The 18029-nt window shown below is 44.7% G+C and carries 17 protein-coding genes; 4 read left to right on the top strand and 13 right to left on the bottom strand.

The genetic code is table 11. The annotated features are described in order from the left end of the window. Positions 1 to 2: 2 nt before the first annotated feature. Entirely contained in the window at positions 3 to 581 is a 579-nt protein-coding gene (locus ASC49_RS01235) for a thymidine kinase (RefSeq protein ID WP_055461390.1), read from the bottom strand. 7 nt (positions 582 to 588) lie between these two features. Continuing rightward, on the bottom strand, positions 589 to 879 hold the full coding sequence (gene ybfE, locus ASC49_RS01230) for a LexA regulated protein (RefSeq protein ID WP_055461389.1): 291 nt from the start codon (positions 877 to 879) through the stop codon (positions 589 to 591). A gap of 34 nt (positions 880 to 913) precedes the next feature. Between ybfE and ASC49_RS01225 the strand changes: the two genes are divergently transcribed. Then, positions 914 to 1123, top strand: a complete 210-nt coding sequence (locus ASC49_RS01225; protein ID WP_055461388.1) for a DUF2788 domain-containing protein — start codon at positions 914 to 916, stop codon at positions 1121 to 1123. A 35-nt stretch (positions 1124 to 1158) separates the two neighbouring features. On the opposite strand, the gene ASC49_RS01220 is transcribed toward ASC49_RS01225, so the two are convergent. After that, complete coding sequence (locus tag ASC49_RS01220) at positions 1159 to 3177, bottom strand: carboxy terminal-processing peptidase (RefSeq protein ID WP_055461387.1); 2019 nt, start codon at positions 3175 to 3177, stop codon at positions 1159 to 1161. 123 nt (positions 3178 to 3300) lie between these two features. Here ASC49_RS01220 and ASC49_RS01215 point away from each other — a divergent pair, with 123 nt between their 5' ends. Next, positions 3301 to 4602, top strand: a complete 1302-nt coding sequence (locus tag ASC49_RS01215) for a M18 family aminopeptidase (protein WP_055461386.1) — start codon at positions 3301 to 3303, stop codon at positions 4600 to 4602. A 74-nt stretch (positions 4603 to 4676) separates the two neighbouring features. Here the strand turns inward: ASC49_RS01215 and ASC49_RS01210 are convergent, their stop codons facing one another. Together ASC49_RS01210 and ASC49_RS01205 are read right to left on the bottom strand one after the other, a co-directional pair. Further along, positions 4677 to 5993, bottom strand: coding sequence for a TolC family outer membrane protein (locus tag ASC49_RS01210; protein WP_055461385.1), 1317 nt, complete (start codon positions 5991 to 5993; stop codon positions 4677 to 4679). A gap of 203 nt (positions 5994 to 6196) precedes the next feature. Continuing rightward, complete coding sequence (locus ASC49_RS01205; RefSeq protein WP_055461384.1) at positions 6197 to 7450, bottom strand: hypothetical protein; 1254 nt, start codon at positions 7448 to 7450, stop codon at positions 6197 to 6199. 109 nt (positions 7451 to 7559) lie between these two features. Here ASC49_RS01205 and xni point away from each other — a divergent pair, with 109 nt between their 5' ends. Beyond that, positions 7560 to 8339: a flap endonuclease Xni gene (xni, locus tag ASC49_RS01200; protein ID WP_055461625.1), complete on the top strand. Its 780-nt coding sequence runs from the start codon at positions 7560 to 7562 to the stop codon at positions 8337 to 8339. Here xni and ASC49_RS01195 read toward each other — a convergent pair. Continuing rightward, on the bottom strand, positions 8329 to 9150 hold the full coding sequence (locus ASC49_RS01195) for a nitrate- and nitrite sensing domain-containing protein (RefSeq protein WP_055461383.1): 822 nt from the start codon (positions 9148 to 9150) through the stop codon (positions 8329 to 8331). The genes xni and ASC49_RS01195 overlap by 11 nt on opposite strands. A gap of 1 nt (position 9151) precedes the next feature. Continuing rightward, entirely contained in the window at positions 9152 to 10306 is a 1155-nt protein-coding gene (locus tag ASC49_RS01190; RefSeq protein WP_055461382.1) for a methyl-accepting chemotaxis protein, read from the bottom strand. A gap of 373 nt (positions 10307 to 10679) precedes the next feature. Between ASC49_RS01190 and gltX the strand changes: the two genes are divergently transcribed. After that, positions 10680 to 12161 carry a glutamate--tRNA ligase gene (gltX, locus tag ASC49_RS01185; RefSeq protein ID WP_055461381.1) on the top strand — a complete coding sequence of 494 codons (1482 nt, stop codon included), beginning with the start codon at positions 10680 to 10682 and terminating at the stop codon, positions 12159 to 12161. Positions 12162 to 12246: 85 nt separating this feature from the next. Here gltX and ASC49_RS01180 read toward each other — a convergent pair whose 3' ends face one another. The 6 genes from ASC49_RS01180 to ASC49_RS01155 form a co-directional block, all read right to left on the bottom strand. Further along, complete coding sequence (locus ASC49_RS01180) at positions 12247 to 14136, bottom strand: methyl-accepting chemotaxis protein (RefSeq protein ID WP_055461380.1); 1890 nt, start codon at positions 14134 to 14136, stop codon at positions 12247 to 12249. 150 nt (positions 14137 to 14286) lie between these two features. Beyond that, positions 14287 to 14601 (bottom strand): DUF3301 domain-containing protein, encoded by a 315-nt coding sequence (locus ASC49_RS01175; RefSeq protein WP_055461379.1) that lies wholly within the window; start codon positions 14599 to 14601, stop codon positions 14287 to 14289. 218 nt (positions 14602 to 14819) lie between these two features. Further along, complete coding sequence (fldB, locus tag ASC49_RS01170; RefSeq protein ID WP_055461378.1) at positions 14820 to 15353, bottom strand: flavodoxin FldB; 534 nt, start codon at positions 15351 to 15353, stop codon at positions 14820 to 14822. A 13-nt stretch (positions 15354 to 15366) separates the two neighbouring features. Then, positions 15367 to 16242 carry a hypothetical protein gene (locus ASC49_RS01165; protein ID WP_055461377.1) on the bottom strand — a complete coding sequence of 292 codons (876 nt, stop codon included), beginning with the start codon at positions 16240 to 16242 and terminating at the stop codon, positions 15367 to 15369. Between the two features lie 94 nt (positions 16243 to 16336). After that, the gene (locus ASC49_RS01160; RefSeq protein ID WP_055461376.1) at positions 16337 to 17287 is read right to left on the bottom strand and encodes an AEC family transporter; all 951 of its coding nucleotides are present in this window, start codon (positions 17285 to 17287) and stop codon (positions 16337 to 16339) included. Positions 17288 to 17337: 50 nt separating this feature from the next. Next, positions 17338 to 18015, bottom strand: a complete 678-nt coding sequence (locus ASC49_RS01155) for a response regulator (protein WP_055461375.1) — start codon at positions 18013 to 18015, stop codon at positions 17338 to 17340. Positions 18016 to 18029 lie beyond the last annotated feature (14 nt).

Raw genomic sequence — 18029 nt, 5'->3', positions numbered from 1 at the left:
TATCAGTCCTTCATCGCGTCTTTAAAATGTTTACGGCACACGGAAATGTATCGATCATTACCGCCGATTTCGATTTGAGTGCCTTCCTTGATGGCATGACCTTCACTGTCTACTCGAATAACCATGGTGGCTTTGCTACCACAGTGACAGATCGTTTTAAGCTCGATCAGCTTATCAGACCAAGCCAATAAGGCTTGGCTGCCAGGGAATAATTCCCCTTGAAAATCGGTACGAATACCAAAGGCTAAAACAGGTATGTCTAAACGGTCTACCACTTCGGATAACTGGTAGACTTGCTCTTTGGCTAAAAATTGTGCTTCATCCACCAGTATGCAGCCCAGTGCTGCATGCTGGTGATGTTGTTCGATGAGTAGATAAAGCTCTGTATTAGCGCGAAAAATCTCAGCGTCTGCAGCAATGCCAATACGCGAGGTAATCTGTCCTTGGCTGTAGCGATCGTCGAGTGCAGCAGTTAACAGCAAGGTGCTCATACCACGCTCTTGATAGTTGTAAGCTGACTGCAGTAGGGTTGTAGATTTACCCGCGTTCATAGCCGAATAATAGTAGTAGAGCTTTGCCATCGTCGGATCAGCCTTCTTTGTTAGGGACTTTGGCTTTATTGAACGCAAGGGCAACTTGCATGGTTAACCAATCGGCGCGTTTAATTCCTGATAATTCACAAAGCATGTCGAGCTTTTTTACGGTATCCTCGTCGATCACTAATTCGACTCGCTTCATCCCTAGCGATTTTTCTTTTACACGCTGCGCGCGTTTGTTGGCCTTGAGTTGGTCTTTACGAGGCAGCGGGTGAGTGCGGGGGCGGCCGCGAACCGTGCCAAATAGGTCAATGGTATTGCGGTCTGAAGAAGCTTTAGCCATAACTTAAATTGAATATCTAATCTGTAGGTTATAAATGGAAATAGAAGAATTTGAATCCATTATGATGACAGTGCTAATAACAGGCTTTTGCCTGTTTATGTTGTTCATCATGTGGGACTTAGCTCGTAAATCTAATGCCGGAAAACTTGGCACCTTTATTATTATCGGCGGTTTAGGCCTTGGAATGCTAGCTTTTGTGCTAAAAGGTGTGGTGATTGAGTTAATTCTTGGTAGTTCTGTTTAGACTATCGCCAGATAGTCTAAACAGATGGCCAGATTCTAGTGGTTTTGCTGGTAGAGACTAATAAAGTCTAAGATGACCTCTGCGGCCTCGTGAGCGTAAACATCTTCTTCTGGTGCCTTAATATCATCGACATTATCAATGGTGGGAAGATCCAGTGCCTGACGACGTTTGTTTTCACGATCCAACTCGTGCTGTTCATTTTGCTCACGCTGTTGTTCACGGTTTTTTTCATTCAATGAAATTGACTTGAAGTTCTCCGTTTGTTCTTTGACGTAGGCAATTTGATCTTCTAGGGCTACGAAGTTGGCATCTTGCTTAATGCGTTTCTCATGTTGGGACGTCAAGTCCGCCACATATTCTTCAAAGTTCCAGTACACAGGGTAACGTGTTTCATGGATCTTATCCCAAGGTAGCGGATTCTCAAGAGCGCTTTCGCCTACTTCTTGCGTGTTGATTAAAGATGGAAAGTTGATGTCCGGCATTACCCCTTTGTGCTGTGTACTTTCCCCTGAAACGCGGTAGAACTTCGCCTGGGTAATTTTCAATTGGCCTTTATCAAGCTCTTGTAGCACTTGAACAGTACCTTTACCAAAGGTTTGGTCACCGACAATAATGGCACGACCGTAATCCTTCAGTGCACCCGCAACGATCTCAGACGCTGAAGCACTCATGCGGTTCACCATTACCGCCATAGGGCCGCTGTAGGCTACTTCACGATCTTGATCGCCCAGAATACTGACACGGCCAGAAGCATCGCGAATTTGCACGACCGGGCCAGCAGGAATAAACAGGCCTGTCAAGGAGTTGGCTTCTTGCAATGAGCCGCCGCCGTTATTACGAAGATCTAGAATTAAGGCAGTGATGCCTTCTTCTTGCAGTTCTTCAATAAGCTTTTTGGTATCACGGGTAGAGCTTTTATAGTCACGATCGCCACGTTGAATAGCTGCAAAGTCAGAGTAGAAAGTTGGTAGCTCGATGATGCCTACCTTAAAGGTTTCCTCGCCACGTTTTACTTCAACAATTTTCTTTTGCGCCGACTGATCTTCAAGCTTTACTTTCTCACGGGTAATGGTGATTTTTTTGCTGTTTTGCGAATTGCTGTTAGCTGGAATGATTTCCAAGATGACATTGGTGCCACGTTCGCCACGGATCATGTCGACGACGTCGTCCAAGCGCATGCCGATGACATCGACCATCGGCTCACCTTCTTGGCCAACCGCAATGATACGGTCGTTTGGCGCCAGCTCATTCTGTGCTTCGGCTGGACCACCTGGAATTAAACGCACGACTTTGGTGTAGTCGTCTTCCATTTGTAGCACGGCACCAATGCCTTCAAGAGATAAACTCATATTGATGTTAAAGGCTTCTGACGCTCGCGGTGCAAAATAACTCGTGTGAGGGTCAAGTACGGCTGTCACTGAGCTGGCAAAGCTTTGAAATACATCCACTGCGTTGGTTTGATCAATTTGCTTTAGCTGACTTTTGTAACGGCGTTCAATTGCATCAATAATGTCTGCTTCGGACTCGCCGTTTAGTTTTAGCGTTAGGGCACGATTTTTGATGCGTTTGCGCCAGTAATCATCTAGCTCTGCATCGGTCTCTGCCCACACCAATTTGTCAGGATCGGCGTTGAGGCTTTCATCGATATCGTACTTGAAGCCTTTCACCATCTCAGGAATGTCCGCTAAGACCTTTTCAAGACGCGTTTCGGCGCGCTCTAAGTAAAGGTTGTAGATGTCATAAGCGACCTGTGAGTTACCATTGCGTAACGCATCGTCAAATGCGTCGCGATATTTAGATAGAGCTTCCACGTCCTTCTTAAGGAAGAAGCTACGGGACGGGTCGAGCGCATCTAAGTAATTATCGAAAGCTTGCTCTGAGATTTCATCGTCGATCAGAGTTTTGTTATAGTGAACGCTTTCCAGTGTTGATACGATTTCTTGTGCGACTCGGTCGTAATCGTGTGGTGGTTCGAGTTTTTCATACGCCGAAACGGAACCGCTGGCTAACGCGATACTTGGAAGTAGACTTAACAACAGGCGTTTGTAGATCATCCGCGATTGGTTCCCTTAAACTGATTTGTCTTTGATTCTTTAAAATCATATTAGACTCGTATCGACAAGACCAGTCCAGTGGAGAAAAAGTCGTTTTTTATCTCATTGACCCAGCAGGAAAATATGAATCAAGCCAGCTTTAATCATTGTTTATTGTCATTTCTTGATGATTCCCCCACACCGTTTCACGCCGTAACAACGATGAAGCGAGAGCTACTGGCCGCCGGTTACCAGGCATTAGATGAACAAGAAGAGTGGGTGATCAGCGAAGCAGGCAAATATTTCGTCACACGTAATGACTCATCGATCATTGCTTTTACCACGCCAACACTTGATTTTGCCCATCAAGGTTTTCGCATGATTGGCGCACACACGGATAGCCCATGTTTGAAGTTGAAACCAAATGCTCATGTGGAGCGCTTTGGCTATCATCAATTGGGCGTTGAAGTATACGGTGGTGTGTTGTTGCATACTTGGCTGGACCGAGACTTATCCATTGCTGGTCGCGTAACCTTTAAGACAGAAACAGGTGAACTGAAAAGCCGTTTGGTGGATTTCAAAGACCCAATTGCTGTGGTGCCAAACTTAGCCATCCACCTAAGTCGTGGCGTCAACACGGATGGTTTTAAAGTGAATCCACAGGAAGAAATCTTACCGATTCTGTGTGGCGTAGAGCATACTTTTGAACTTGAAAAATTATTGTCAGAGCAAATTTTACGTCAACATAATGACGTGACTGTGGCATCTGTTTTAAGTTTTGAATTGAGCCTTTATGACGTGCAGAAAGCGGCGATTACCGGCTTGCATGGAGATTATATCAGTGCTGCGCGCTTGGATAATCTATTGAGTTGTTACGTTGGCTTGCAAGCGCTTTTGCACGCAGATTCGAGCCGACCAACGCTTTTGATCTGTACCGATCACGAGGAAGTCGGCAGCTTATCTGCCTGTGGTGCGAATGGCCCATTCCTTGAAGATGTGTTGCGCCGCTTAATTCCTGTGCCTGAGCAATACACGCAAACGGTACAGCATTCGATGCTAGTGTCAGCGGACAATGCCCATGCGTTGCACCCTAACTACGCCATGAAACATGATCAGCTGCATGCACCTTTGATCAATCAAGGCGCAGTGATTAAGGTGAATAACAACCAGCGTTATGCCACCAACAGCGAAACGGCAGCAGTCTACAAAGACATTGCTAACGAATTAGGACTGCCTGCTCAAACATTCGTAGTCCGTAGTGATATGGCTTGTGGTAGTACTATTGGCCCGATTACTTCGGGGGAAATTGGTGTCGCAACTTTAGATATCGGTTTGCCAACTTTCGGTATGCATTCTATTCGAGAGCTGGCTGGCAGTGTCGATGCCTTTAATCTTTATAAGATTTTGGTGGAATTCGTTAAGCGTGAGCAGTTGATTGCCAAGTAGTTCGACGCATGAATCCTACAAAAATGCCCAGCAAGTGCTGGGCATTTTTATTGGTAGCAGTTAGCCCTTAGGGGTTAAATCAACCATTGGTTCAGCGCGGCAATGTCGGCTTCATCCAAATCGCCAGTTAACTGATCCAGTGTGATTTGCTGTAATACGAAGCTATAGCGAAGCTGCTCGTAAGTATTCTTAGCATCAAAGAAAGTAGACTGCGCATCCAGTAGTTCGACGATATTACGTGTACCAACATCGTAACCTGCTTGAGTCGCTTCTAGGGCGCTTTCAGAAGAGATGATAACTTGTTTCTGAGCTTTTACCTGAGCTGCAAGTGTCTTCAAGCGAAGTACCGCACTTCGAATGTTCAACTCAATGTCTTGAATTGAATTAGCACGAGTTTCTACCGCCGCTTCAGCGCTAGCGGTTGCTTGACGAATCGAAGCGTTAATCGCACCACCACTGTAGAGGGGGATGTTGACGCCAAGACCGATCGAAGAGGTGTTAGTCACGCCATCTGTACGAGATGAAGTTTCCACGGAGTAGTCATTGTCGGTACGGGCAAGTGAGCCAGTGATCGCTACGGTTGGTACGCGACCGCTCGCTTTTTGAATGTTAATGTTATTCTGTGCCGATTCAACGGACAGATCTAAAATACGAACATTCTTGTTTGCTGCCATGGCGCGCTTAATCAAATCACTTGCATTCAAGTTGGGATCCACTTGAATCGGGAAGTTCTCCGCTAAACGAGGAATGCTTGTGATGCTTTTACCAGTACGCTGGTAAAGAGCCTCCAATGCAATGGTAAGTTGTGCTTCAGATTCCAGCTCGGTGACTAGAATAGAATCATAAGCCGCTTGAGCGTCTTGTAAATCGGTAATGGACACTAAGCCCACTTCATATTGTTTTTTCACACGATCAAGTTGACCGGCATAGCTTTTCACTTGTGAGCGAGTCGTATCCAGTGTCGCTTGGGCGGTCAGTACGGCAAAATAATCGTTCAGAGTGTTAAAGATAAGCTGCTCTTGAGCTTGTTCAAACTCAACGCCTGAACTTTTAAATGTTAGTTCAACTGCATCAACGCCGTAGTTCAACGCTGGAGAATAAATTGGGTAGTTTAGGTTTAAAGCAAGCTGGTTTTGCTTGTTATTGAAGGAATCAGCGTTATCTGGATCTGTTTTGGTATACCCTAGATTGCCACTGAAGCTGATGTTTGGGTATAAGTTACCACGGGTGACATCGACTTGTTCTTTGTCTGCACGATAAGAGGCGTTAGCTGCTCTTAGGCTTGGATCATGTGTCTTGGCTAAATTATAGACTTCACTCAATGTTTCTGCTTGCGCAGCGGGTAACGTGACCGCCGCGACAACAATCGATGCGATAATTTGCTTTTTCATAGGTTCCTTTTCTGCCTCGATATGAAATAAATTTATATTACCTGACGGTCTAAACACTGAATACTGTCATTTTTGTTATACCTTGTATGACTACTGACAATATCATACCCATTCCCAAAAACGACCTGACCTATTGTGTAAAAATTTTACATGGAACCTAGAGCTCTCGCTAGAACTCTAGGTTTTGTGAGGCAGTTGCGAACTTACTTAGGTTGATCAAGTTCCACTGTATAGCGGATTTGGTAAGTCGTATTAGGGGCGATTGAGCCTTTTAAGGCAACACTTTGGGCATCGATTTGCTCCAGAGAACGCAACGATAACTCACGAATGGGGGCTTCTAAACGATGAGTAATGGCGTAGTTTTGAGGCTGCTTCGATAGATTCTTCAGTGTCAGCTCCCAAGTTTGAGTCGGGCCTTGCTTGCTTTGTGATTCCGTTAACAAAGTAATGTCCCCTGTTAAATCGAGGCTACGGTTGAGCATCACTTCTACTTCAGCTCCTTCGCGAGTGTCTTGCAGCGCGACAGGATTTCCTTTCAAGTAGTAAGGTTTTTTATGCCAAAGCGTTTGATAGACACCAGGAATCAAATCCTTTGGGCTGTCGAAGCGTATTTGTTGGGTGAAGCTTAAGTTCAGCTTGGATGAAGAAGGGTAGCTGTACACCTTACTAACATTGCTACGACTACTGATGCGGCTGTTGGTTTTGCCCAAGTCGACCAAAGTTTGAGAGGCCGCTGGCAGCGCCAGTTTAGTCAATTCAAGAGTGATTTCGCTGTCGCTGTACTCCGTAGCAGGCGCACTGCGTTCTAGCGACATGTCACTGGCCATGGCACCTTTCATCATCATCGGGCGTATCACGTTAGAATTTTGGTTGTAGTGCAGCAGTGCTGAATTAAGTTCCACATCTATGGATGAGTTATTTTGGATGTTTGCTTGCTGCACCAAAGTGATGTCCTGATCATCAATGATCATGGTCAGTTCAGGTTGCCAGTGAATATCCGAGGTTTGATAGGTGAGTAAGCCTTGATAGTTTAGCGTGGATCGACTTTTTGAGGCCGCTAAAGATGGGACTAAGTAAAAGTCATTCAATGGGTAGTTTGCGGACACGCGTTTCACACTTAAGGTGAAATAGCGGTCGTTTACAGCTTCTAGTGTGCCCTCAAGAGATAGATCTCGGCTTTTGTGTTCTACGCGAACGGGCTGGCCTAAGTGATCACTCCAATTCCGACGCTCAGTGTCATAAAGTTCCGGTAATTGAAAGGGTGCATAATTTTTACCAATCGGAATAATCGTCCCTGCAACAGGCGTGAAGCTGAGTTCTGCTGCGTTACTCAGCTTTTCGGTCACTTGGCTACCATTGCGTTCAATCACAATGGCTTCCGGTGCGGCTAAAGCTGATATGGAGGTCAGTAGCAACCCTGTGACGGTGGCACTGGTTAGAATTGTTTTAGTGTCCATAACGTTTCCTCTGTTGAACATGTCATGCATGGGCTAGCAAACTCCCAATTGTGTTTCAGAATAACGTAGAATGATGCCTTATATGTAGGACACAAAGTGGAAGGTGGCAGTGCAAAACGGGCTTTTACTCATTGATAGCTTAAACTTGATAAGACGTTTACATGCGGCTTTAGAGAGCGAAACGGATGAAGTCAGGCGCATTGAACGCACGCAAAGCCTATGTATTGATGCCTTGGCAAAATTAGTGGCTCAGTACGAGCCTCTATATATGGCGATCGTATTCGATTCGCCAGCTAAGACTTGGCGTCATAAGCTCTTTCCAGAGTATAAGCTCGGGCGAGCCCCTATGGACGACAGTTTACTAGAAGCCATGCCTCGCTTTGCAGAAGTGTTTCGCTTCAATGGCTGGCCTTGCTTGCGACTCACTGGCTGGGAAGCCGATGACTTAATTGCCACTTTAGCCTTCAAAGCTAGCCAGCACCACATTCCTTCGATGATTGTTTCAACGGATAAGGGCTATACCCAACTGTTACAATATCCGCATATCCTGCAATATGACTATTTTGCAAAAATTGGCTATGACGCTTTTTGGGTGGAGCAAAAATATGGAGTTAAGCCTGAATTGTTGCCCGATTACTGGGCCTTGGTCGGGGATACCACGAACCATATTCCTGGTGTCAAAGGCATTGGTCCGAAATCTTCTGTGGAAATCCTTAAAGAGAAATGCAGTTTAGAAGAGGTTTATGCAGACTTATCCATTTATCCAGACAAGTTTCAAAAACTGCTCGACGGGCAACTGGAGCATTGCCAGTTTGCCCGTACAATGGTGACTTTAAGAACGGATGTAGAGATCGGTATTCGTTTGCCGCAACTCCGTCTTAAGCGCTAACTTTTTGATTAATGCTTTGAAATCCTTCTAAGATACAGTCATAAAGCTTATCAATGACCTGCGTAGATTCTTTGAACAAATAATCTGGATCTTGTTCACCTAAATTAGCGTTTTCAGTGCCACTACGAATGATCTGTAAAAACGCTTTAAGTTGCTGTTGATGAGGCTCGGGGAAGTATGGGGTGAGCGTTGATAAGCGCTCATCAATGCGTGCTAAGATATACATGAGCTGAAGTTTTTTATCGGCACTGATTGCGTGGCGTGCGGCAACCTGAACAGACAATCCTCGGATTTGGGCTAAGGACTCTGTTAATTCTGGCAAAGCTTTGACCATTTTGTTCGCTAGGTTCCTCACTTCGGCATCTTGGCTAGTAGTTAAAGAGAATTTGTCAGCGATTTCCCATAAGCCGTCAAGAGCACGGCTAATCAAGGTGGAATGCGTTGCAAAGCTGTGTTCGCTGGATTGAAACGATCTGTTTAGAAGGTGTTGCCATTTCGCATGCAGGGACTTTGTGCCAAGTTCGTATGGTAGCTTGGACCGCTCTTGTAGTTGCTCTAATTGATCAAAGCGATGATTCAAATCCGCCTCGAGCAAGGTGAGTTTTTGTCCAAATTCACGGTTGCCATTTATGTACCCTCCATGAAGCGCTCGGTGTTGCTGAATCAGTTTAATAATCTCTATTAGCTGGCGTAAACCATCTAATCCTTGAACTGTTAATGTTTTGGTTGCTCTCAGAGACATATAGTAGCGGAGGGTCGCTGCACCAGATAACGCAAGGCAAAGTCCAACGCAGGTCACTATCATCAACATGTTACACCTCCTGTGATGCTAATCGAGTTGAAAGCCATTCTAAGTAACGCACCATATCTTTGGCATTTTGACTGTTTTGATTTTGCTTCTCGCTGACATTGGCGATTTCTTGTAAACGTTGGCAGAGACCCTCGTTGGCGGACTGAAATTCAAACACAGTTGTGCGAGATTGTTCCATTTGCGCTTGAGTTTGTTTGGCTGCGTCGCGAATTTCGTTCAGCATTTCTTGAGCGTTCTCTAACGAAGCATGTGCCATGTGAGCTTGTTCGATCATAGTGTCGCTGTTTCTGCTAGAAAGGCTGACTTGCTCGTTCATTGTTTTTACTAAAATGGAGATTTCTTGGGTCACCGATTCCGTATTAGACGCTAGGGTTCGAACCTCGTTAGCGACGACGGCAAAGCCTCGCCCAGCATCACCCGCTCGAGCCGATTCAATGGCAGCATTTAAAGCTAATAGATTGATTTGTTCAGTGATGTCATCGATGCGTAACACAAAAGTTGAAATGTTGCTGGATGCTTGCTGGAGCGTTTGCATTTGTGTTTGATTGTTTAATACGGAGCGATTCATCTGCTCAATTTTGGAAGCAAGCTCTGAAAGGGCTTTAGAGCCAGTATCGGAACGTTCTAACGTTTGTATTGCCATCTTTGTGGTAATGCCTAAACGGTTGGCAATATCATTGATGGTGACGCTTATTTCTTCACTAGTTGAAGCGAGTTCATCTAATGCTGCGGCTTCTTTCATTGCACCTTGCGCCACGTCATTGGAAGAACTCAATAGTTCCGTTGCGGTGAACTGAGCTTCGGTGGCACAGCTTCTTAACAGTTCATCTTTGACGCCAATGGCGCGTTTTAATGAATTAATCAAGGTCGCGACTTGATTAAACTCTTGATCGCTGTAAGACAGGCTCAGATTAGTGCTTTGGTTCGTCGCTTCGATGGTTAGTATTTCTTCAATGCGAAGTTTGGTCAGGGCAATATGAGACAGACTCAAATAGGACAGTAGTATTAAGCAGCTGCTGACAATCAGGGGCATAAGTGGTGAGTTGTGCAAGCTAAATAGGCTAATAAGGCCGATGCTTCCAAGTATTAGAAACAAGGCTAAACGAGCGAGATAGGGCAGAGCTGAAATCAGCAAGGTTCCAGGTATTAGTAACATCCGATTTGTCCTCTATGGGTTGGCAAAGCTAGTGTTGTTATTAGTGTTTTCAATGAATTAGCAACAATTAGGCCAGAGTCGGTAGTAGCAATGTAAGGCTTCGTTAACGTGTCATATAGTTAATTAAGTCAATGAGTTTTAAGGGTATACCGGTCATTTTGTGGGCTTCGGATGAGTATTTAGAGAAGCGTCGTTTTGTTTCTTTGTGCATATTGTGTGCATGTTTTGTGGTTGTTGTGAGTTGAATTGGTGCAGGGACAGAAAATCTTATTAGTTGCATGCTAACGTAGAAAAGATCGTGAATAACCCTTACCGATACTGGTTAACAGGCATATAATACGCACCATTATTCACCCGATTAATGAGATAGGATATGTCTGAGGTTAGAACTCGTATTGCGCCTTCTCCAACTGGCGACCCTCACGTTGGTACTGCATACATCGCACTGTTTAACATGGCTTTTGCCAAAAAAATGGGCGGTGAATTTATTCTACGTATCGAAGATACTGACCAAACACGCAGTACCCCTGAATCGGAGAAAATGATCCTTGATGCCCTGCGCTGGTTGGGATTGGAATGGTCTGAAGGTCCAGATGTTGGCGGTCCACACGGTCCATACCGCCAAAGTGAGCGAGGTCATATATATAAAGATTACGCTCTAGAATTGGTTGAAAAAGGCCATGCATTCTATGCCTTTGAAACGCCAGAAGAGCTAGATCAAATGCGTGCTGAGCAAAAAGAGCAGGGCTTGCCGCAGAAATACGACGGCCGTGCGCTCAAGCTTACTCAAGAGGAAGTGCAAGCTAAGCTTGAAGCGGGCGTGCCATACGTTATTCGTATGAAGGTGCCTGAAGAAGGTACGTGCGTGGTACAGGATATGCTGCGTGGCACGATCGAAATTGATTGGGCGCAAATCGACCAGCAAGTACTGTTAAAAGCAGACGGTCTACCAACATACCACCTAGCGAACGTAGTCGATGATCATCTAATGAAAATCACTCACGTCATTCGTGGTGAAGAGTGGATCAACTCAGCGCCGAAGCACATTTTGTTGTACCAATACTTTGGTTGGGAAATGCCAACACTGTGCCATATGCCGCTGTTGCGTAACCCAGACAAATCTAAACTGTCTAAACGTAAGAACCCAACATCGATTTTGTACTATCAGCGCATGGGATTCTTGCCAGAAGCAGTGATCAACTACCTAGGTCGTATGGGGTGGTCGATGCCTGATGAGCGTGAAAAGTTTGCTCTGTCTGAAATGATCGAGCATTTTGACATCCAACGTGTCTCCTTGGGTGGTCCAGTATTCGATGTTGAAAAACTGAAATGGCTGAACGGCGTTTGGATTCGTGAAGATCTATCGGTTGCTGATTTTGCTCAGAAGTTTGCCGAGTGGGGTCTAAACAGCGAATACGTGAATGCAATCTTGCCATTGATTATTCCACGTATTGATACTTTCTCAGATGTCGCAGACGTGGCAGGCTTTTTCTTCAAAGGTCAGTTAAACGTGACCGCTGCATCGTTCTCTGAGATCAAGATGGAAGAGGAAACTCTTCGTAAAGCGCTGCAGTTTGCTCTGTGGAAACTGGAAGCTCTTCGCTCTTGGGAAAAAGACAAGATCTTTGCTGAAATGAAGTCTCTTGCGCAAGCAATGGACATCAAACCAAAAGATTTCTTTGCGCCATTGTTTGTTGCGGTAGCGGGAACAACTGCGTCTGTATCAGTGTTTGATTCGATGAGCATTCTTGGTCCCGATATGACCCGTGCTCGTCTTCGTCACGCAGTGAATGAAGTGGGTGGTCCTTCTAAGAAAGAAGCGAAGCGTTGGGAAAAAGAGTTCGCTGAGCTCTAATCATTCAGAATGAATGCCATCTCTAGGCTTTCAGAAAATACAAAAAAAACGGCGCAATGCGCCGGTTTTTTTATAACTAGTGGTATTAAACTCGTGTAGTAAACACGCTTGTTTTCTTTTCAAGTGACGATACTTGATCATGAATGTGACGTGTATTGCCTTCAATACTGCCGATGTCAGAACTGTCTCGTTGTAATTGCTGAGCAATACGGTCCATTTCTTCACTCATATGAATCGCAGTTTTGGCAACTTCTTGAATGGAACGGGCCATATCGACTGAAGACGCTGAGCTAGTGCGTGCATTTTGCTCGATTTCACGGATAGCCAGCTCGGCTTTCTCACTGTATTCCTCGATCGAGCGTAAGTTCTCTTGCCCACTGTTCATGGTTGAGATAGCGGATTGTGTTGAGCTTTGAATGGTGCCTACGATGTCGGTAATCTTGGCTGTCGCATCCACCGTTTTCTCTGCTAATGAACGCACTTCATCTGCCACGACTGAGAAACCGCGGCCAGCTTCTCCAGCTCGGGCAGCTTCGATCGCCGCGTTCAAGGCTAAAAGATTGGTTTGGTTTGCCAAGTCGTTGATCATACCGATAACGTTATCGATGTCTTTCGACAATTGCCCTAGTTCGTTAAGCTGGCGACCTGTTTGATTTACCACTTCGATAGTTTGCCCTAAATTTGACAGGGCGCCCTTAATGGTATCGGCACCAATACGAGCAGACTCGTAGGTATTTTTTGATTGCTCACTTAACTCTTCTGTCGTGTGAGAAATGCTACTAATAGTTGTTGAAATTTCTTCGGTGGCTGCCGCCAGAGAGTTGGTCTGTTCACTGACTGAGCGGTTACTGTCGGCAATGTTGACCACGGCACTGTTAAGTTGGCTCACCATATTGCTAACGTCATTAGTGGTATGAACCACGTCACCAATTACAGAACCCAATCCTGTGGTCATTTCGTTCACTGATCCACATAAAGCATCGAATTCGTCATTACGCTTGTGATTGATCGATAGGCGCGCTGTTAAGTCACCACTTTTTACTTTGCTGAGGTCACGTATGATTTGGTTTAGGGTTGTGTTTACGTTGCGGCCAATCCACATCATCATCAAAGCAGCAATGACCGCAACAATAATGCTTACAACAATCACACTAACACTGGCTTTCTGAGATTGGCTGGAAGCTTGCTGACGCGCATCGGTAACAGCTTGTTTCAGTAATTGCTGAGTATCATTGGTCGCAACATTATAATTTGTGCGAAGGGCATCAAAACTTTGTTGCTTGGTGATGAGGTTGGCGACCACCACGTCGTACTCTTGTACTTTGTCGTAGTAAGCCTTTATGACATCCGCGAAGCGCTCTTCTAAACCGAAGTTCACCACACGTTTGTAAAACTTGTTATAGCGTTCTTCAAAGAAGGCTTTATTTTCAGCGGTCGGTTCAAATAAAAAGTTCTTTTCAGCTTCACGTACAGGCAAAAATTCTTGTTTTACCAGACTTAAGAAAGAGACCTTTTCTATTACGTCTTCACCCAGTAGCGCAATATCGGCTTTTAGGCCTGAGCTTGCGGTGAAGCCTAACGTTTGATTGAGCGAAACAAGCTCTAGTAGGTCCGAAGAATACTGCTCTAACAGTGTGTTGATATTGGATAGAGCGGCTTCAATTTCGGCTTGATCAACCAGTTCCAAGTCTTTTTGAAGCAAACTAGAAAAGTCTTCTTGGTTCTTATTGAGATCGCTGACAAAAGTGTCATAAGACTCGTTACTTAGCCGATCAAGCTTTTCGTAGAGTGACATATTGGAAATGACAAGAGAGGAGAGGTCATTTTGTACTTTTGACATAACCTCAAAGCGTTCAGACGCTGAAGTCTGCGCACTCATGCCATTCAGAGCAACGATGGTTACTATTACAAAACCTAATATGCTACAAATAAGCAATATCGATAATTTGGCTCTAAAACTTAGATTCGCCAGCATGTTATTCCACCTATGATTATTTATAGTTGTAGTTATTTTGGGTAATACCCTTATTGTTACCTTAGAGTATTTAACTTAATCTCACTTTTGTAAATAGCTGAGTGCAGATAAGCCATAGCGTTTTGATCTAGTCCTTTAAATGGTAATTAACTAGAAAGCATGAGGCTCAAAATAAATATGCGTTTGCTGCATGCCAAGCATTTCGATTTCCCCTTGGTAACGATTTGTACCTGTGGCGGTAAAATAAAAGCGATAACGGCGTCTTATCTTGAGTTGGCCATGCTCAAATGTAGGGCGCCAATGACTACCATAGATAGAGTCGTCGAGTATTTGTAGCTCTATCTTTTCGCATTCTTGTTTGACGCGTCTAAGAGCAAATTCACGCACCTTAAAGTTTTGCCAAATCAATAGAGCCAAAATAGACAAGGCAAAAATAAGACAAATGTCGAGGAGTGTCAGGTTCATGCTGTTCAATTATCGTGGGTGAAGCAGCAAGCTTACAAAAGGATGAAAAAAAAAGAAAACACGCTTCCCCAAAAGCAGGAGAGAGAAAGGGGAAGCGCGTTTTATGCAGAAAATAACCTTTGGTTAATCACTATTTGCACGAATTTGGTCATTCGAGGCAGCGAATGAGTGGAAGCCAAACGAGTCGTGTGCAAAATCGTGAGCCAGTCTATCTAACCTTAGGCGGCTGCCAGTGCCTGCTCTGCATAAAGCTGTATCACCCACTGTTCAACACGTTGATCAGTAAGGTCAAATTGTTGGTCCTCGTCGATGGCTAAGCCAATGAATTCAGACTTATCGGCATTCGCTGCGCGAGAAGCTTCAAAGTCATAGCCTTCGGTTGACCACTGGCCAACAAATGTTGCTCCAGTATTCAGTAATTTTTCATGCAACCAACCCATGGCATCAACAAAGAAATCGCCGTAACCAAATTGGTCTCCAAGACCATAAAGCGCAACGGTTTTACCGCTCAGGTCTAACGCTGAAAGTGCATCACCGATATCCTCCCAGTCACTTTGAATACCACCAAAATCCCACGTTGGAATGCCAAGAATTAAAAAGTCGTAATTCAGCATAGTTTCAATGTCTGTGTCTTTGACATCATGCAGCTCCACTGTGCTTCCTAGCTCAGCGAACTGCTGCTGGATTTTCTGTCCAACCATTTCTGTATTGGAGGTGTCCGTACCATAAAATAGGCCGATCGTGTTGCTCATAACTTCCTCGATATTACTGCATACTGCCAAGCTGGTGGCTCATCACCCCAAAGCGCTTAAGGCAAGCCTTCTCAATTTCATGCTTGTTCCAGCCTGTATCGGCTGTGAGGCGATTGGCTAAGGTCTGTCCATTGTGTGGCTGAGCTAATGCGCGACGAAAAGCCACTTCAATTTGATATTCTCCAATGCTCATCCCTGTGATCACGGTGAAGCCGAGTTCCAAGGCTGTTTGTGTTAGTCCGACTTGTTTTGCCAAATTATCGGCAGTATTAAATTGCTCTGCCTCAATTGCATTTTGGCAGGCATAAAGCTTCTTGTGGCATTCGTCACATTGATTGATGTGCTGCTGAATCTGCACATGTTCAATGGTCTGCAAAATTAAGTTATAGAGTTTGCCGACTAAGGCAAGCTGCTTACCTTCACGCTCCAGCAGGCGGTTAAACTCGGTATTAAGTGTGCTGGTCAATGTTAGGTTAAGCGGTGTTCCTGTTTCTTTGCTTACATGGCGAATAAAGAAAGCTTGCACTTGTTGCACGCCTTCACCGGTAATGTTGCTAAGCTGTTGCCAGCTAATGTATAGCTGAGTCCAGTTAAATTGCGCTTCATGAGTTACCTCCCAATCCACCTGTGCATTCTCATACACGGCTAAAACTTGGATCGGGGAAGCGTTTTGAAGTTTTCCTAGGGCGCCTGATGTATTGAACGTGATGTATACGCCTGCTCGTACTTGCTCTTGAACGGTTACTGGCTCAAAAACATGCAGCTGCTGTTGAATAAGATGAAGACCACTAAGTGGCTTTTGTACGTGCTGATGACCAGACAACCAATAAGCATAGCTCTGGTTGGTTTCACCATTGGCCTCAAAAAGCTGGCTTGCTTGTACGATCATGTGTAATCATCCGTTCTGTCATGAGAATGATTACTATTTAAAAGCTAATTAACATTAAATGCAAGTGCTTCTCATTTAAAAAGTTAAATTATTTTTAAATGAGATTGAGTCCACGCAGAATGGTGACACCTAGGCTTGTGGTGAGTAGCGAGAAAAGTGTGGTTAAAACAATGATGTTGGCAGCTAAGACTGCATTTCCATGCATTGCACGAGCCATAATATAGCCAGCCGAAGCGGATGGCGCCGAAGACATTAGGAAAAGAATCCCTAGTTCAATACCGCGAAAACCTAATAAATACCCGCCCAAAGTAAGGGCAAAGGGAATGACAACTAACTTACCGATGGTTGCGTACAGAGAGGGGGATAGGTCTTGCTTGAGCTCCTTGAAGCGCAATGATGCACCAGCACACAAGAGTGCTAAGGGGAGTGTCATACGTGCAAAGTAGTTGCCTGCTTGGGTTACAATTTCAGGCAGTTGAAGATTGATTTGATTCGCAATCCATGCCACGACAATCGCAATAATAAGTGGATTTTTAGCGATGGATTTTAATGAGTCGCCAATGCTTTTGTTAGCATTCATTGAGCGGTTGATAGTGATTACGGCTAGTATGTTATAGAGCACCATCACACCACCTAAATACATCGAAGCAACAACAAGTGCTTCATCGCCATAGGCATTTACGGCATAAGCAAGGCCAACAATGGCCATATTTGAGCGAAACGCTCCTTGAATGACGATGCCGCGGTCACTTTTCTTTTTGATGAGTTTTGCTGCGATTATTTCCAGTATGAGATAGGAAATAAAAGTGGCAACTAAGCCATACAGCATTAGCGACAGATGATTACCTGGATCTGTGCTTTGCTGCGTCATATTGATGAAAATTAAGGCAGGCATGGCAACGTTAAAAATGATCTTGGAGGCAACCTCTACGAAGTTGTCATTAATCATTCCGATCCGCTCTAATACCACTCCAACAATGAGTACTAGAAAGATGGGGGCAGTAACGGAGATCGAGAACTCCACTACTGCTAAAAAGTCGCCCATGTGAACTGCCTAATTTTCAAATAAAGGTATTACGTAACGACTAATAAAAATTAGTCGTTATTTTCGAAGCGGTAACCAGCGCCGTAAACCGAATGAATTACGTTTAATTCAGGTGCCACAGCTGCAATTTTCTTGCGTAGCTTCTTGATATGGCTATCGATAGTACGGTCACTTACCACGCGGCTGTCAGTGTAAATGCTCTTCATGATCAAATCACGACCAAATACACGACCTGGTTCTTTGATCAATAGTTGTAGCAACTGGAACTCTACCGTCGTTAAGTCTATCAACTCGCCCTTGTAGGTTGCGCGTAGACGGTCAGCATCAAGGTCGAAGCCATCGGTCTTTGGCGCTTCTGTTTGGTCTAGTTCAACACGACGAAGGTTGGCTTTAACACGTGCTACGATTTCACGTGGGCTAAATGGTTTACATACATAATCATCCGCGCCCATTTCTAGACCGATTAGACGGTCAATTTCTTCAGCCTTAGCGGTTACCATGATAATTGGCATGCCACTAAACTGACGCACTTGTTTACAGACTTCAACGCCATCAAGACCTGGAAGCATAAGGTCTAATAGCATTAAATCAGCTTGGTTGTTTTTTAAGTAATCAATTACCTGATCACCACGATCAATATGGTGGTGTTCATAACCAGCTTGCTCTAGGTAAGCCGCCATCAACTCAGCTAATTTCGGTTCGTCTTCTACAATCAGTACTTTGCTCATAGCTATCGATTCCA

Origin of the sequence: Marinomonas fungiae (assembly GCF_001418205.1) — a bacterium.
GTDB classification, from domain to species: domain Bacteria; phylum Pseudomonadota; class Gammaproteobacteria; order Pseudomonadales; family Marinomonadaceae; genus Marinomonas; species Marinomonas fungiae.
Note: the sequence above shows the minus strand (reverse complement) of the source record. Positions and strands in the feature narration are given on the sequence as shown.

What these genes read in the sequence shown, in the direction of transcription:
- ASC49_RS01225 (WP_055461388.1), top strand. Translation starts at nt 914, where the DNA reads ATGGAAATAGAAGAATTTGAATCCATTATGATGACAGTGCTAATAACA.
- ASC49_RS01165 (WP_055461377.1), bottom strand. Translation starts at nt 16,242, where the DNA reads ATGATCGTACAAGCAAGCCAGCTTTTTGAGGCCAATGGTGAAACCAAC.
- ASC49_RS01220 (WP_055461387.1), bottom strand. Translation starts at nt 3,177, where the DNA reads ATGATCTACAAACGCCTGTTGTTAAGTCTACTTCCAAGTATCGCGTTA.
- ASC49_RS01175 (WP_055461379.1), bottom strand. Translation starts at nt 14,601, where the DNA reads ATGAACCTGACACTCCTCGACATTTGTCTTATTTTTGCCTTGTCTATT.
- ASC49_RS01235 (WP_055461390.1), bottom strand. Translation starts at nt 581, where the DNA reads ATGGCAAAGCTCTACTACTATTATTCGGCTATGAACGCGGGTAAATCT.
- ASC49_RS01160 (WP_055461376.1), bottom strand. Translation starts at nt 17,287, where the DNA reads ATGGGCGACTTTTTAGCAGTAGTGGAGTTCTCGATCTCCGTTACTGCC.
- ASC49_RS01205 (WP_055461384.1), bottom strand. Translation starts at nt 7,450, where the DNA reads ATGGACACTAAAACAATTCTAACCAGTGCCACCGTCACAGGGTTGCTA.
- fldB (WP_055461378.1), bottom strand. Translation starts at nt 15,353, where the DNA reads ATGAGCAACACGATCGGCCTATTTTATGGTACGGACACCTCCAATACA.
- ASC49_RS01180 (WP_055461380.1), bottom strand. Translation starts at nt 14,136, where the DNA reads ATGCTGGCGAATCTAAGTTTTAGAGCCAAATTATCGATATTGCTTATT.
- ASC49_RS01190 (WP_055461382.1), bottom strand. Translation starts at nt 10,306, where the DNA reads ATGTTACTAATACCTGGAACCTTGCTGATTTCAGCTCTGCCCTATCTC.
- gltX (WP_055461381.1), top strand. Translation starts at nt 10,680, where the DNA reads ATGTCTGAGGTTAGAACTCGTATTGCGCCTTCTCCAACTGGCGACCCT.
- ASC49_RS01155 (WP_055461375.1), bottom strand. Translation starts at nt 18,015, where the DNA reads ATGAGCAAAGTACTGATTGTAGAAGACGAACCGAAATTAGCTGAGTTG.
- ASC49_RS01195 (WP_055461383.1), bottom strand. Translation starts at nt 9,150, where the DNA reads ATGTTGATGATAGTGACCTGCGTTGGACTTTGCCTTGCGTTATCTGGT.
- ASC49_RS01210 (WP_055461385.1), bottom strand. Translation starts at nt 5,993, where the DNA reads ATGAAAAAGCAAATTATCGCATCGATTGTTGTCGCGGCGGTCACGTTA.
- ASC49_RS01215 (WP_055461386.1), top strand. Translation starts at nt 3,301, where the DNA reads ATGAATCAAGCCAGCTTTAATCATTGTTTATTGTCATTTCTTGATGAT.
- ybfE (WP_055461389.1), bottom strand. Translation starts at nt 879, where the DNA reads ATGGCTAAAGCTTCTTCAGACCGCAATACCATTGACCTATTTGGCACG.